The organism is Streptomyces sp. DSM 110735 (genome assembly GCF_016482685.1).
In the GTDB taxonomy this organism is placed as follows: domain Bacteria; phylum Actinomycetota; class Actinomycetes; order Streptomycetales; family Streptomycetaceae; genus Streptomyces.
Window position 1 is genome coordinate 151,344 of record NZ_JACYHF010000012.1, and the last position, 13,813, is coordinate 165,156.

Genomic DNA, 13,813 nt, shown 5'->3' on the forward strand with positions numbered 1-13,813 from the left:
TTCAGTCTTCTCTCGGTCTCGATGTGGGTAGCGACTACCAGCGGTAGTGCGCGAAGGCCTTGTTGGACTCGGCCATCTTGTGCGTGTCCTCGCGCTTCTTGACGGCCGCACCGAGGCCGTTCGAAGCGTCGAGAAGCTCGTTGAGCAGACGCTCGGTCATCGTCTTCTCGCGACGGGCGCGGGAGTAACCGACGAGCCAGCGCAGCGCGAGCGTGTTGGCGCGACCGGGCTTGACCTCGATCGGCACCTGGTACGTCGCACCGCCGACGCGGCGGGACTTGACCTCGAGGGTCGGCTTGATGTTCTCCAGCGCGCGCTTCAGCGTGATGATCGGGTCGTTGCCCGTCTTCTCACGCAGACCCTCCATGGCGCCGTAGACGATGCGCTCGGCGGTGGAGCGCTTGCCGTTCAGCAGCACCTTGTTGATGAGGGAGGTCACCAGAGGAGAACCGTAGACCGGGTCGATGATGACCGGGCGCTTCGGGGCGGGGCCCTTACGAGGCATTCTTACTTCTCCTTCTTGGCGCCGTAGCGGCTGCGGGCCTGCTTGCGGTTCTTGACACCCTGGGTGTCGAGCGAGCCGCGGATGATCTTGTAGCGAACACCCGGCAGGTCCTTCACACGGCCGCCGCGCACGAGCACGATGGAGTGCTCCTGCAGGTTGTGTCCCTCACCCGGAATGTAGGCCGTGACCTCGATGCCGCTGGTCAGACGCACACGCGCGACCTTACGCAGGGCCGAGTTCGGCTTCTTCGGGGTGGTCGTGAACACACGCGTGCAGACGCCGCGACGCTGAGGGGAACCCTCGAGTGCGGGCGTCTTGTTCTTCTCGACCTTGTCCTGCCGGCCCTTACGGACCAGCTGCTGGATCGTAGGCACTACTTCTCCGGTTTCTGTGTGCCGAATGGTGAAGCTAACCTGGAACTACGCCGACCCACGCGGTCGGGTGTGTCGAACCCGCCAGACTTCCACCGCAAGGGAGGAAGGGCGCGGATTGCGATGGCCGGTGACGGCTCGCCGCGCGGTCGAAGGCACGCACGGGAGCCAGGGCACACCCCAGGCACAAGGTATGAGCGTACCTACCGCACGGACTTCGGTCAAAACAAATGCGGTGCACCCGCACGTGACCGACGGAGCATGTCAAGTCCCCCGGCCGCGAGTGCCCGGGGATTTCACATGCCGGACACCCGTGGACACTGGCGCGGTTCAGGTTCCGGCGGCGGCCGCCACGATGAGCAGCAGCCAGAACACGCTCCAGCCGGCCGCCGACAGCCAGCCCATGACCAGCCCGATCAGCGCGAGCCCGTCGCCGTCCTCGCCGGTGCGCCGGATCTCGCCGCGCGCGGTGTGGCCGAGCACGATCGCCGGGATGCCGGTGAGCCCGGCGGTCAGCAGGCACAGCAGCCCGCAGACGGCGGCTCCGACCGCCTTGCCGTTGGTCGCCGGCCGCGGGGGCGGCAGAAAGGGCGGCGGGACGGGCCCGAGGGCCGTCTGCTGCGGTGCGGGGCCATGGGGCAGGTCCGCCACCACCAGCGCCAGTTCGCCCACCGTACGGGCCGCGTAGGCGCGCTCCACGCGCCGGTCGAACTCCCCCTTGTCCAGCCGTCCCTCGCCGTACCCGGCGCGCAGCACGTCCACGGTGCGCTCCCGGTCGGCGTGCGAGGCCAGCAGGAACGCCGGACCACTGCCAGGGACCGGTCCGGGCACGCGGCCGTTCCCCTGCCACCACGACGGATACGACACGGAGCACCTCCCGAAACCCCCGGCGGAGTCCCTCCATGATGCGCCCGATCGCCCCGTCCCGGGCGGAAATGCCCGCAGACGGCGTCAGCCGGACAACGCCGAAGGGCGGCACCCCCCGTGGAGGGTGCCGCCCTTCGGAACTGCTCGCTTACTGGTTGTACGGACCGTAGTCGTAGTCCTCCAGCGGCACGGCCTGACCGGAACCGGCGCCGAACGGCGAGTAGTCGATGTCGTCGTAGCCGACGGCCGAGTACATCGCGGCCTTGGCCTCCTCGGTCGGCTCGACCCGGATGTTGCGGTAGCGGGACAGACCCGTACCGGCCGGGATGAGCTTACCGATGATGACGTTCTCCTTGAGGCCGATCAGGGAGTCGGACTTGGCGTTGATCGCCGCGTCCGTCAGGACCCTGGTCGTCTCCTGGAAGGACGCCGCGGACAGCCACGACTCCGTCGCCAGCGACGCCTTGGTGATACCCATGAGCTGCGGACGACCGGAAGCCGGGTGACCGCCCTCCTGGACCACACGACGGTTCTCGTGCTCGAACTTCGAGCGCTCGACCAGCTCGCCGGGCAGCAGCTCGGCGTCGCCGGACTCGATGATCGTCACGCGGCGGAGCATCTGCCGGATGATGATCTCGATGTGCTTGTCGTGGATCGACACGCCCTGCGAGTTGTACACCTTCTGGACCTCGCCGACCAGGTGGACCTGGACGGCACGCTGACCCAGGATGCGCAGCACGTCGTGCGGGTTGGTGGCACCCACGGTGAGCTGCTGGCCCACCTCGACGTGCTCGCCCTCGCGGACCAGGACCTTGGCGCGCTTGGAGATCGGGAACGCCGTCTCGTCGCTGCCGTCGTCCGGGGTGACGACCAGCTTCTTGGTCTTCTCGGTCTCCTCGATCCGCACGCGGCCGCTGGCCTCGGAGATCGGGGCGACACCCTTCGGGGTACGGGCCTCGAAGAGCTCGACGACACGGGGCAGACCCTGGGTGATGTCGTCACCGGCCACACCACCGGTGTGGAAGGTACGCATCGTGAGCTGGGTACCGGGCTCACCGATGGACTGGGCGGCGATGATGCCGACCGCCTCACCGATGTCGACCAGCTTGCCGGTGGCCAGCGAACGGCCGTAGCACATCGCGCAGGTGCCGACGGCGGACTCGCAGGTCAGGACCGAGCGGGTCTTGACCTCCTCGACGCCGTGCTTGACCAGCTCGTCGATGAGGACGTCGCCCAGGTCGGTGTTGGCCGGGGCCAGCACCACACCGTCGACGACGATGTCCTCGGCCAGCGCACGGGCGTACACGCTGGTCTCGACGTTGTCGGCCTTGCGCAGCACACCGTCCGCGCCGCGGTCCGCGATACGGAGCTTGAGACCACGCTCGGTGCCGCAGTCCTCCTCGCGGATGATGACGTCCTGCGAGACGTCCACCAGACGACGGGTCAGGTAACCCGAGTCGGCGGTACGCAGGGCGGTGTCCGCCAGACCCTTACGGGCACCGTGCGTGGAGATGAAGTACTCCAGCACGGACAGGCCCTCACGGAAGGACGCCTTGATCGGACGCGGGATGGTCTCGTTCTTGGCGTTCGACACCAGACCACGCATACCGGCGATCTGCCGCATCTGCATCATGTTTCCTCGGGCACCCGAGTCAACCATCATGAAGATGGGGTTCGTCTTGGGGAAGTTCTCGTTCATCGCCTCGGCGACCTCGTTGGTCGCCTTGGTCCAGATGTTGATGAGCTCCTGAGTGCGCTCTTCCTTGGTGATGAGACCGCGCTCGTACTGCTTCTGGACCTTCTCGTCCTGCGCCTCGTAGCCCTTGACGATCTCCTTCTTCGCCTCGGGAACGACGACGTCGGAGATGGCCACGGTGACACCGGAACGGGTCGCCCAGAAGAAGCCCGCCGCCTTCAGGTTGTCGAGCGTCGCCGCCACGATGACCTTGGGGTAGCGCTCGGCCAGGTCGTTGACGATCTCGGAGAGCTGCTTCTTGCCCACCGAGTAGTCGACGAACGGGTAGTCCTCGGGCAGCAGCTCGTTGAAGAGCGCGCGACCCAGGGTGGTGCGCAGACGGAACGAGTCCCCCTGCTGCCACTCCGGCTCGCCCTCCTCGCGCGCCGGCGGCGTCCAGCCACGCGGCGGGATGGTGCCCACCGGGAAGCGGATGTCGATCGGCGACTGCAGGGCCAGCTCGCCGGCGTCGAACGCCATGATCGCCTCGGCCGTGGAGCCGAACGCGCGGCCCTCGCCCTTGGTGTCACGCAGTTCGCCGTCGGTGGTGAGGAAGAACAGACCGAGGACCATGTCCTGGGTCGGCATCGTCACCGGACGGCCGTCGGCGGGCTTGAGGATGTTGTTCGAGGACAGCATCAGGATGCGGGCCTCGGCCTGCGCCTCCGCGGACAGCGGAAGGTGCACGGCCATCTGGTCACCGTCGAAGTCCGCGTTGAACGCGGTGCAGACGAGCGGGTGGATCTGGATGGCCTTGCCCTCGACGAGCTGCGGCTCGAAAGCCTGGATGCCGAGGCGGTGCAGGGTGGGAGCACGGTTCAGCAGAACCGGGTGCTCGGCGATGACCTCTTCGAGGACGTCGTACACGACCGTGCGGCCGCGCTCCACCATGCGCTTGGCGCTCTTGATGTTCTGCGCGTGGTTCAGGTCGACCAGGCGCTTCATCACGAACGGCTTGAAGAGCTCCAGCGCCATGGCCTTGGGCAGACCGCACTGGTGCAGCTTGAGCTGCGGGCCGACGACGATGACGGAACGCGCCGAGTAGTCGACTCGCTTGCCGAGCAGGTTCTGACGGAAACGACCCTGCTTGCCCTTCAGCATGTCGCTGAGGGACTTCAGCGGGCGGTTGCCGGGACCGGTGACCGGGCGACCACGACGACCGTTGTCGAAGAGGGCGTCAACAGCCTCCTGAAGCATGCGCTTCTCGTTGTTGACGATGATCTCCGGAGCACCCAGGTCGAGCAGGCGCTTCAGACGGTTGTTGCGGTTGATCACACGGCGGTACAGGTCGTTCAGGTCGGAGGTCGCGAAGCGGCCACCGTCGAGCTGCACCATCGGACGCAGGTCCGGCGGGATGACCGGCACGCAGTCGAGCACCATGCCCTTGGGGCTGTTGCTGGTCTGCAGGAACGCGGAGACGACCTTGAGGCGCTTGAGCGCACGGGTCTTCTTCTGGCCCTTGCCGGTGCGGATGATCTCGCGGAGGCGCTCGGCCTCCTCCTCGAGGTCGAAGGACTCCAGGCGCTTCTGCAGCGCCGCGGCACCCATCGAGCCGTCGAAGTACGTGCCGAAGCGGTCACGCAGCTCGCGGTAGAGCAGCTCGTCGCCCTCGAGGTCCTGGACCTTGAGGTTCTTGAAGCGGTTCCACACCTCGTCGAGGCGGTCGATCTCGCGCTGCGCGCGGTCGCGGAGCTGCTTCATCTCGCGCTCGGCACCCTCGCGCACCTTGCGGCGCACGTCGGCCTTGGCACCCTCGGCCTCGAGCTCGGCCAGGTCGGTCTCGAGCTTCTTGGCGCGGGCCTCCAGGTCGGAGTCGCGGCGGTTCTCGATCTGCTGACGCTCGACGGAGACGTGCGCCTCCAGCGAGGGCAGGTCGCGCTGACGGCGCTCCTCGTCGACGTACGTGATCATGTACGCGGCGAAGTAGATGACCTTCTCAAGGTCCTTCGGGGCGAGGTCGAGCAGGTAGCCAAGGCGCGACGGAACGCCCTTGAAGTACCAGATGTGGGTGACGGGAGCGGCCAGCTCGATGTGGCCCATCCGCTCACGGCGCACCTTGGCGCGGGTGACCTCGACGCCACAGCGCTCACAGATGATGCCCTTGAAGCGGACGCGCTTGTACTTGCCGCAGTAGCACTCCCAGTCCCGGGTCGGACCGAAGATCTTCTCGCAGAAGAGTCCGTCCTTTTCGGGCTTGAGCGTGCGGTAGTTGATGGTCTCCGGCTTCTTGACCTCGCCGTGGCTCCACTGACGGATGTCGTCAGCGGTGGCCAGACCGATCCGGAGCTCGTCGAAGAAGTTGACGTCGAGCACTATGCGTCAATCCCTCTCAGGGTTGTGAGTCATGGGGTCTGAAACGGGGGTCCTGGGGCCGGTAAGGGGGCTTGGTTCCTTGCGGGACCGAGCCCCCGTACCGGACTCCCGTCAGACCTCTTCGACGCTGCTCGGCTCGCGCCGGGACAGGTCGATACCGAGCTCCTCCGCAGCGCGGAAGACGTCCTCGTCGGTGTCGCGCATCTCGATGGACATGCCGTCCGAGGACAGCACCTCCACGTTGAGGCACAGGGACTGCATCTCCTTGATGAGCACCTTGAAGGACTCGGGGATGCCGGGCTCGGGGATGTTCTCGCCCTTGACGATGGCCTCGTAGACCTTCACGCGGCCGGTGACGTCGTCGGACTTGATGGTCAGCAGTTCCTGGAGGGCGTAGGCGGCGCCGTAAGCCTCGAGCGCCCACACCTCCATCTCACCGAAGCGCTGGCCACCGAACTGAGCCTTACCACCCAGCGGCTGCTGGGTGATCATCGAGTACGGACCGGTCGAGCGCGCGTGCAGCTTGTCGTCGACCAGGTGGTGCAGCTTGAGGATGTACATGTAGCCGACCGAGATCGGGTCCGGGAACGGCTCACCGCTGCGACCGTCGAACAGCCGCGCCTTGCCGGTCGGGAGCACCATGCGCTCGCCGTCCCGGTTCGGGATGGTGTGCTGCAGCAGACCCGCCAGCTCGTCCTCGCGGGCACCGTCGAAGACCGGGGTCGCGACGTTGGTGCCGGGGTCGACCTGGTCGGCGCCGATGGCCTGCAGACGCTGGGCCCACTCCTCCGCGAGACCGGAGACGTCCCAGCCGCGGCTGGCGAGCCAGCCGAGGTGGATCTCCAGGACCTGTCCCGGGTTCATTCGGGACGGGACACCCAGCGGGTTGAGGATGATGTCGACCGGGGTGCCGTCCTCCAGGAAGGGCATGTCCTCGATCGGGTTGATCTTGGAGATGACACCCTTGTTGCCGTGGCGGCCGGCGAGCTTGTCACCGTCGGTGATCTTGCGCTTCTGCGCGACGTAGACGCGGACGAGCTGGTTGACGCCCGGGGGCAGCTCGTCGCCCTCCTCGCGGTCGAAGACGCGGACACCGATGATCTTGCCGGTCTCGCCGTGCGGCACCTTCAGGGAGGTGTCGCGGACCTCGCGCGCCTTCTCACCGAAGATCGCGCGGAGCAGACGCTCCTCCGGGGTCAGCTCGGTCTCACCCTTGGGCGTGACCTTGCCGACGAGGATGTCGCCCGCGGTGACCTCGGCGCCGATGCGGATGATGCCGCGCTCGTCCAGGTCCGCCAGGACCTCCTCGGAGACGTTCGGGATGTCCCGGGTGATCTCCTCGGGGCCGAGCTTGGTGTCACGGGCGTCGACCTCGTGCTCCTCGATGTGGATCGAGGAGAGGACGTCGTCCTGCACGAGGCGCTGCGACAGGATGATCGCGTCCTCGTAGTTGTGACCCTCCCACGGCATGAACGCCACGAGCAGGTTCTTGCCCAGGGCCATCTCGCCGTTCTCGGTGGCCGGACCGTCGGCCAGGACCTGGCCCTCGATGATCCGGTCGCCCTCGTTGACGATGACCTTCTGGTTGACCGACGTGCCCTGGTTGGAGCGCGAGAACTTGTGCAGGCGGTACGTGATGTACGTGCCGTCGTCGTTGGCGGTCGTGACGTAGTCCGCGGAGACCTCCTGGACCACACCCGCCTTCTCGGCCTTGACCACGTCACCGGCGTCGACGGCGGAGCGGTACTCCATGCCGGTGCCGACGAGCGGGGCCTCGCTCTTGATGAGCGGCACGGCCTGGCGCATCATGTTCGCGCCCATGAGGGCACGGTTGGCGTCGTCGTGCTCGAGGAACGGGATCATGGCGGTCGCGACCGACACCATCTGGCGCGGGGAGACGTCCATGTAGTCGACCTCGTCACCGGGGACGTAGTCGACCTCGCCGCCACGACGGCGGACCAGGACGCGGGACTCCTCGAACCGCATGTCGTCATTGAGCGTGGCGTTGGCCTGCGCGATGACGAATCGGTCCTCTTCGTCGGCCGTCAGGTAGTCCACCTCGTCGGTGACCTGACCGTCGACGACCTTGCGGTACGGCGTCTCGACGAAACCGAACGCGTTGACCCGGCCGTAGGAGGCGAGCGAGCCGATCAGACCGATGTTCGGGCCTTCGGGCGTCTCGATCGGGCACATGCGGCCGTAGTGCGAGGGGTGCACGTCACGGACCTCGAAGCCGGCCCGCTCACGGGAGAGACCACCCGGACCAAGAGCCGACAGACGGCGCTTGTGGGTGAGACCCGACAGCGGGTTGTTCTGGTCCATGAACTGCGAGAGCTGGCTGGTGCCGAAGAACTCCTTGATGGAGGCGACGACCGGCCGGATGTTGATCAGGGTCTGCGGCGTGATCGCCTCGACGTCCTGGGTGGTCATGCGCTCGCGCACGACGCGCTCCATACGAGCCAGACCCGTGCGGACCTGGTTCTGGATGAGCTCGCCGACGCTGCGCAGACGACGGTTGCCGAAGTGGTCGATGTCGTCGGTCTCGACGACGATCGACTGGCCGCTGTCGCCGACCGTCTCGGTCTCACCGGCGTGCAGCTTCACCAGGTACTTGATCGTCGAGATGATGTCCTCGACGGTCAGGATGCCCGCGTCCAGCGGAGCGTCCGCGCCCAGCTTCTTGTTGACCTTGTAGCGGCCGACCTTGGCCAGGTCGTAGCGCTTGGGGTTGAAGTACAGGTTCTCGAGCAGCGTCTGCGCGGCCTCGCGCGTGGGCGGCTCGCCCGGACGCAGCTTGCGGTAGATGTCGAGCAGCGCGTCGTCCTGGCCCTGGGTGTGGTCCTTCTCCAGGGTGGCGCGCATCGACTCGTACTCGCCGAACTCCTCGAGGATCTGCTCGGTGGTCCAGCCGAGCGCCTTGAGCAGGACGGTGACCGACTGCTTGCGCTTGCGGTCGATGCGGACACCGACCATGTCGCGCTTGTCGATCTCCATCTCCAGCCAGGCACCCCGGGACGGGATGATCTTGGCGGAGTAGATGTCCTTGTCGGACGTCTTGTCGATGGAGGAGTCGAAGTAGACACCGGGAGAACGCACGAGCTGCGACACCACGACACGCTCGGTGCCGTTGATGACGAAGGTGCCCTTGTTCGTCATGAGCGGGAAGTCGCCCATGAAGACCGTCTGGGACTTGATCTCGCCGGTCTCGTTGTTGGTGAACTCAGCGGTGACGAAGAGCGGAGCGGCGTACGTGAAGTCGCGGTCCTTGCACTCGTCGATGGAGTTCTTCGGCGGCTCGAAGCGGTGGTCGCGGAACGTCAGCGACATCGACCCGGAGAAGTCCTCGATCGGGGAGATCTCCTCGAAGATCTCCTCCAGACCGGACTTGGTGGGGACGTCCTGACCGTTCTCGAGAGCCTTCTCGACGCGAGCCTTCCAGGCGTCGTTGCCGAGCAGCCAGTCGAAGCTCTCGGTCTGGAGCGCGAGAAGGTTCGGAACCTCGAGGGGCTCCTTGATCTTTGCAAAGGAGATGCGCAGCGGGGCGGTGCTGGCGCCGTTGTTCGTATTCGCGGTCGAGGCAGTGCGCGAGGCGGCCAAGAGGGGGTCCTTCCGAGGGCTCGGACTCACTACGCGCGTACCGGCCCCTCTCCCAGCGGCGAGACGGAAAACCCCAGGTCAGGGAAGTTCGGCCGTCGGTGCTCGGGTGAGGGCAGACCCCTGGTGACGGGCAGGGGACAGCTAACAGGCAGCGCAAAGGGTCAGTGTAGCCACTTGGCACACTGATGTCCAGTCCGGGTTTCGCAGACCCTTCGTCTTTCTCAACGCCCTCGTCTTCGACGCCCTCGGCATGTTGCCCTCAACGCACGGTGATACTGCCCTCTTCGCCGTCGATCCATGCCTCGGATTCGGATCGTTGTGACGACGCGTCCTGAGAATTGCGCGCTGCGTGCGGTTCGTCAAGGCCCCCCAGCCGGAACGGAGCCGTCCGGAGACACGACGATGATCACCATACCCCTCGCCACCACGAGTGCAAGGCAACCGTGGTCCCCCTCCGGACACGCCGAAGAGCGACCACCCGGATGGATGATCGCTCTTCGGTGCGTTCGCGTTACAGACCCTCTCGGGCCGCAATCAGCGCGCGGTGAGGTTCGCTGAACCCCGTGAGGTCTTACTTGACCTCGACGGAGGCACCGGCGCCCTTGAGGGCCTCGGCGGCCTTCTCAGCGGCCTCCTTGTTGACCTTCTCGAGGACCGGCTTCGGGGTGCCGTCGACGAGGTCCTTGGCCTCCTTCAGACCCAGGGAGGTCAGCTCACGCACGACCTTGATGACCTGGATCTTCTTCTCGCCGGCGCCGGTGAGGACGACGTCGAACTCGTCCTGCTCCTCGGCAGCCTCGGCCGGGGCACCGGCGGCGGCCGGGCCGGCGACGGCGACGGCAGCGGCGGCGGTGACGTCGAACTTGTCCTCGAAGGCCTTCACGAACTCGGAGAGCTCGATGAGGGTCATCTCCTCGAACTGGGCCAGCAGCTCGTCCTGGGTGAGCTTCGCCATGATGGCGGTCCTTCCACTAATTCGGCAGGTGCCGGATGTACTGGGTGAGGCGGGCGTACTTAGGGCCCGCTGCGACCCTCGCCGCGTCAGGCGGCCAGGATCAGAAAGCGAGCCGAATTACTCGGCACCGCCCTGCTCGGCCTGCTTGGCGCGAAGGGCGTCCACGGTGCGGACGAGCTTCGACGGCAGCGCCTGGAAGAGCTGAGCAGCCTGAGACTGCTTGCCCTTGAAGGCACCGGCCAGCTTGCTGAGCAGAACCTCGCGGGACTCGAGGTCCGCAAGCTTCTTGATCTCGTCGGCGGTCATCGCCTTGCCGTCAAGGACACCGCCCTTGATGACGAGATTCGGGTTGTCCTTGGCGAAGTCACGCAGACCCTTCGCCGACTCCACCGGGTCACCGGTGACGAAGGCGACGGCCGTCGGACCAGCGAAGAGCTGGTCGTCCAGCGTGATCCCGGCCTCGTTGGCCGCAATCTTGGTCAGCGTGTTCTTCACCACGGCGTACTGGGCGTTCTCACCGAGCGACCGGCGCAGCGTCTTGAGCTGCGCCACGGTGAGACCGCGGTACTCGGTCAGCACGGCGGCGTTGGAGCTGCGGAACTTGTCCGTCAGCTCGGCAACCGCGGCAGCCTTGTCGGGCGTCGCCATAGAGCCTCGGCCTCCTTCCGGGTGATTCTGACCGCGCGGACCCGAAGGAGGACTTGCAAAACGAAACGCCCCGGCGCAGGCGCTCGGGGCGGACTCGACCGGCCGCACACGCGTGAGCGCGTCTGCTCCGGGAGTTCTTCCACAATCACCTGCGCGGGTCGCCCACTTTTCAGTAGGTCCTTCGGCCACCGAGCGCTCATTACAGCGCACGGCAACGACCAGCGGTCTTTGGCTTCTCCGAGAGAGTACGGGACCGGGGCACCGTCGAGCAAATCGGTGCCCTCCGGACCCCGGGACCTGCGCGTTTCAGGGCAGGACGGTCAGGACGGGACGGTCAGGACGTGACGCCGCTGCCTGCGGTCGTGGCCTTCATCAGGTCCTTGAAGTCCTTGGTGTCGCCCGCCGCGGGCGCCTCGGCCGTGACCTTCACGCCGTAGTCGCTGTAGTGGGCGGTGCTGACCATCGTGCCGTTCGCCGTCTTGGCTCGCTCGACCTTCTTGACCAGCAGGTTCTTGCCGTCCAGCCAGACGTCGATGGTCTCGGTGGTGACACCCGCCTGCGTCAGCTCGCTCTTGAGGTCGGAGAGCTGCGAGGCGGTCAGACCGCTGTTCTTGCGGGCCAGGGCGGCGATGTCCACGGTGCCCGCGTAGTGCGTCGTGGCGGTGCCGTCCACCTTCTCCTCGCCGACCTTCTTCACGTCGCCGGAGGCGAGCAGCAGCTTCACCGACTGGTTCGGGGAGCTGTGCCGGACCTGGTCCTGGAGGTAGGCGGTCGAGCCCCGCCCGCCCAGCTTGGCGAGGTCCGCGTAGCCGTACCTGACCCAGTGCTTGCCGCTGTTCTGCCGGGCGAAGGCGTCGCTCATCCGGGAGTAGAAGGCGTCCGGCAGATAGCGGGCCTCGGAGGAGGCGGAGCCCGCCTTGCGCATCAGCTCGGCCATGTCGCCGCCGGTGTAGGTGATAGTCATCTCACCGCGCATCCCGTCGCCCCAGGCGAGGACGCCGTCGGCGGAGGTGTCCATGAGCTTGCCGAGGCTCATGGTGGAGCGCACCTTGGCGGACTCCGCCCGGTCGGTCGACTTGTCGGCGGCGCGCAGCGCGGCGATCGGGCTCACCGGCACGACGTCGTGGGACGCCTTGCCGCCCTTCCCGTCGTCCTGGGCGCCGCAGGCGGCCACCCCGGACAGCGCGGCGGCGACGGCGGCCGCGAGGGCCGTACGGCGGACGGTCGTGCTCTGCATGTGTTCCCCACCCCTTGGTGTGTTGTCGTGTTCGCACCGTAGCGTGGAGCACCGACAGCGCGCGCACAGAAAAAAGGACGGACCCCGCCACCTCACGGTTGCGGGGTCCGCCCTGCTGACGCGTCACCGACGCGGCTGCCTCACGAGCCGGGGGCTCAGACGGCGGCCGGGTCCTCCTCGACGAGGAGGTTGCGGGTGCGGTTCGGGTCGATCTGAATGCCGGGGCCCATCGTGGTGCTGACGGCGGCCTTCTTGATGTAGCGACCCTTGGCGGCGGACGGCTTCAGACGGAGGATCTCCTCCAGCGCCGCGCCGTAGTTCTCCACCAGCTTGGTGTCGTCGAAGGACGTCTTGCCGATGATGAAGTGCAGGTTCGAGTGCTTGTCGACGCGGAACTCGATCTTGCCGCCCTTGATCTCGGACACGGCCTTGGCCACGTCCGGGGTCACGGTGCCGGTCTTCGGGTTCGGCATCAGACCACGCGGGCCGAGGACGCGGCCGAGGCGGCCGACCTTGCCCATGAGGTCCGGGGTGGCGACGACGGCGTCGAACTCGTTCAGGCGGTTGCCCTTGGAGATCTCGTCGATCAGCTCGTCGGAGCCGACGATGTCGGCGCCCGCGGCACGCGCGGCCTCGGCACGGTCGCCGGTCGCGAAGACCAGGACCCGGGCGGTCTTACCGGTGCCGTGCGGAAGGTTCACGGTGCCACGGACCATCTGGTCGGCCTTGCGCGGGTCGACACCCAGGCGGAAGGCGACCTCGACGGTGCCGTCGAACTTGGTCGTGGAGGTCTCCTTGGCGAGACGGACGGCCTCGAGCGGGGCGTACTGCTTCTCCCGGTCGACCTTGGCGTCCGCAGCGCGGAGAGCCTTGCTGCGCTTGCTCACAACTGCTCCTGTGTGTTCTGGGGAAAGGAGTCGTGGTACGGGCCGAGCAGGCCCTGCCACGTGCGGCCGGTCATGGCCGCGACTGCAAGGGGGGTGATCAGCCCTCGACCGTGATGCCCATGGAACGGGCGGTGCCGGCGATGATCTTCGACGCGGCGTCCAGGTCGTTGGCGTTCAGGTCGGGCATCTTGGTCGTGGCGATCTCGCGGACCTGCGCCTCGGTGATCTTGGCGACCTTGGTCTTGTGCGGCTCGCCGGAGCCCTTCTCGACACCCGCGGCCTTGAGGATCATCTTGGCGGCCGGCGGAGTCTTGGTCACGAAGGTGAAGGAACGGTCCTCGTAGACCGTGATCTCCACCGGGATGACCCAGCCACGCTGCGACTCGGTCGCGGCGTTGTACGCCTTGCAGAACTCCATGATGTTGACGCCGTGCTGACCGAGCGCGGGGCCGACCGGCGGAGCCGGGTTCGCCGCACCGGCGTTGATCTGGAGCTTGATAAGCCCCGTGACCTTCTTCTTCTTGGGAGGCATAGCTCTCCGGGTCCTTTCGATTCGGGTCCTGCCCGCGCCCGGGGAACCACCCGGATGCAGGCATACCGCACAACGATAACGGGTATAGATGCGCGGCTGAAAACCGGGCAGGTCAGACGTGCTGCGAGAGCTCGTCTGACCTGCCCGGAAGCGTGTGCCCAGCGGG

Annotated in this window: 10 protein-coding genes; all 10 read right to left on the reverse strand. The window is 66.9% G+C overall.

The window, feature by feature from the left end; translation table 11 throughout:
• Nucleotides 1-34 precede the first annotated feature (34 nt).
• Nucleotides 35-505 (reverse strand): 30S ribosomal protein S7, encoded by a 471-nt coding sequence (gene rpsG / locus IF655_RS19910; protein ID WP_003992340.1) that lies wholly within the window; start codon nt 503-505, stop codon nt 35-37.
• A gap of 2 nt (nt 506-507) precedes the next feature.
• Nucleotides 508-879, reverse strand: a complete 372-nt coding sequence (gene rpsL, locus IF655_RS19915) for a 30S ribosomal protein S12 (protein ID WP_003948652.1) — start codon at nt 877-879, stop codon at nt 508-510.
• Nucleotides 880-1,206: 327 nt separating this feature from the next.
• Nucleotides 1,207-1,707, reverse strand: coding sequence for a DUF1707 and DUF4190 domain-containing protein (locus tag IF655_RS19920; protein WP_199586245.1), 501 nt, complete (start codon nt 1,705-1,707; stop codon nt 1,207-1,209).
• 184 nt (nt 1,708-1,891) lie between these two features.
• Complete coding sequence (locus IF655_RS19925) at nt 1,892-5,791, reverse strand: DNA-directed RNA polymerase subunit beta' (RefSeq protein WP_199586247.1); 3,900 nt, start codon at nt 5,789-5,791, stop codon at nt 1,892-1,894.
• A 111-nt stretch (nt 5,792-5,902) separates the two neighbouring features.
• The gene (gene rpoB, locus IF655_RS19930) at nt 5,903-9,388 is read right to left on the reverse strand and encodes a DNA-directed RNA polymerase subunit beta (RefSeq protein ID WP_199586249.1); all 3,486 of its coding nucleotides are present in this window, start codon (nt 9,386-9,388) and stop codon (nt 5,903-5,905) included.
• Between the two features lie 571 nt (nt 9,389-9,959).
• A complete protein-coding gene (gene rplL / locus IF655_RS19935) occupies nt 9,960-10,343 on the reverse strand; it encodes a 50S ribosomal protein L7/L12 (RefSeq protein ID WP_018543900.1) in 384 nt (127 codons plus the stop codon).
• A 117-nt stretch (nt 10,344-10,460) separates the two neighbouring features.
• The gene (gene rplJ / locus IF655_RS19940) at nt 10,461-10,991 is read right to left on the reverse strand and encodes a 50S ribosomal protein L10 (RefSeq protein ID WP_199586251.1); all 531 of its coding nucleotides are present in this window, start codon (nt 10,989-10,991) and stop codon (nt 10,461-10,463) included.
• A gap of 334 nt (nt 10,992-11,325) precedes the next feature.
• Nucleotides 11,326-12,228, reverse strand: a complete 903-nt coding sequence (locus IF655_RS19945) for a hypothetical protein (protein ID WP_199586253.1) — start codon at nt 12,226-12,228, stop codon at nt 11,326-11,328.
• A gap of 155 nt (nt 12,229-12,383) precedes the next feature.
• A complete protein-coding gene (rplA, locus tag IF655_RS19950; RefSeq protein WP_199586255.1) occupies nt 12,384-13,115 on the reverse strand; it encodes a 50S ribosomal protein L1 in 732 nt (243 codons plus the stop codon).
• 97 nt (nt 13,116-13,212) lie between these two features.
• Nucleotides 13,213-13,647, reverse strand: coding sequence for a 50S ribosomal protein L11 (rplK, locus tag IF655_RS19955; protein ID WP_018543896.1), 435 nt, complete (start codon nt 13,645-13,647; stop codon nt 13,213-13,215).
• Nucleotides 13,648-13,813 lie beyond the last annotated feature (166 nt).

Bases quoted from the DNA above. Each gene is read 5' to 3' on its own strand.
- rplK (WP_018543896.1), bottom strand. From the start codon at position 13,647: ATGCCTCCCAAGAAGAAGAAGGTCACGGGGCTTATCAAGCTCCAGATC.
- rplJ (WP_199586251.1), bottom strand. From the start codon at position 10,991: ATGGCGACGCCCGACAAGGCTGCCGCGGTTGCCGAGCTGACGGACAAG.
- rplL (WP_018543900.1), bottom strand. From the start codon at position 10,343: ATGGCGAAGCTCACCCAGGACGAGCTGCTGGCCCAGTTCGAGGAGATG.
- rpsG (WP_003992340.1), bottom strand. From the start codon at position 505: ATGCCTCGTAAGGGCCCCGCCCCGAAGCGCCCGGTCATCATCGACCCG.
- IF655_RS19945 (WP_199586253.1), bottom strand. From the start codon at position 12,228: ATGCAGAGCACGACCGTCCGCCGTACGGCCCTCGCGGCCGCCGTCGCC.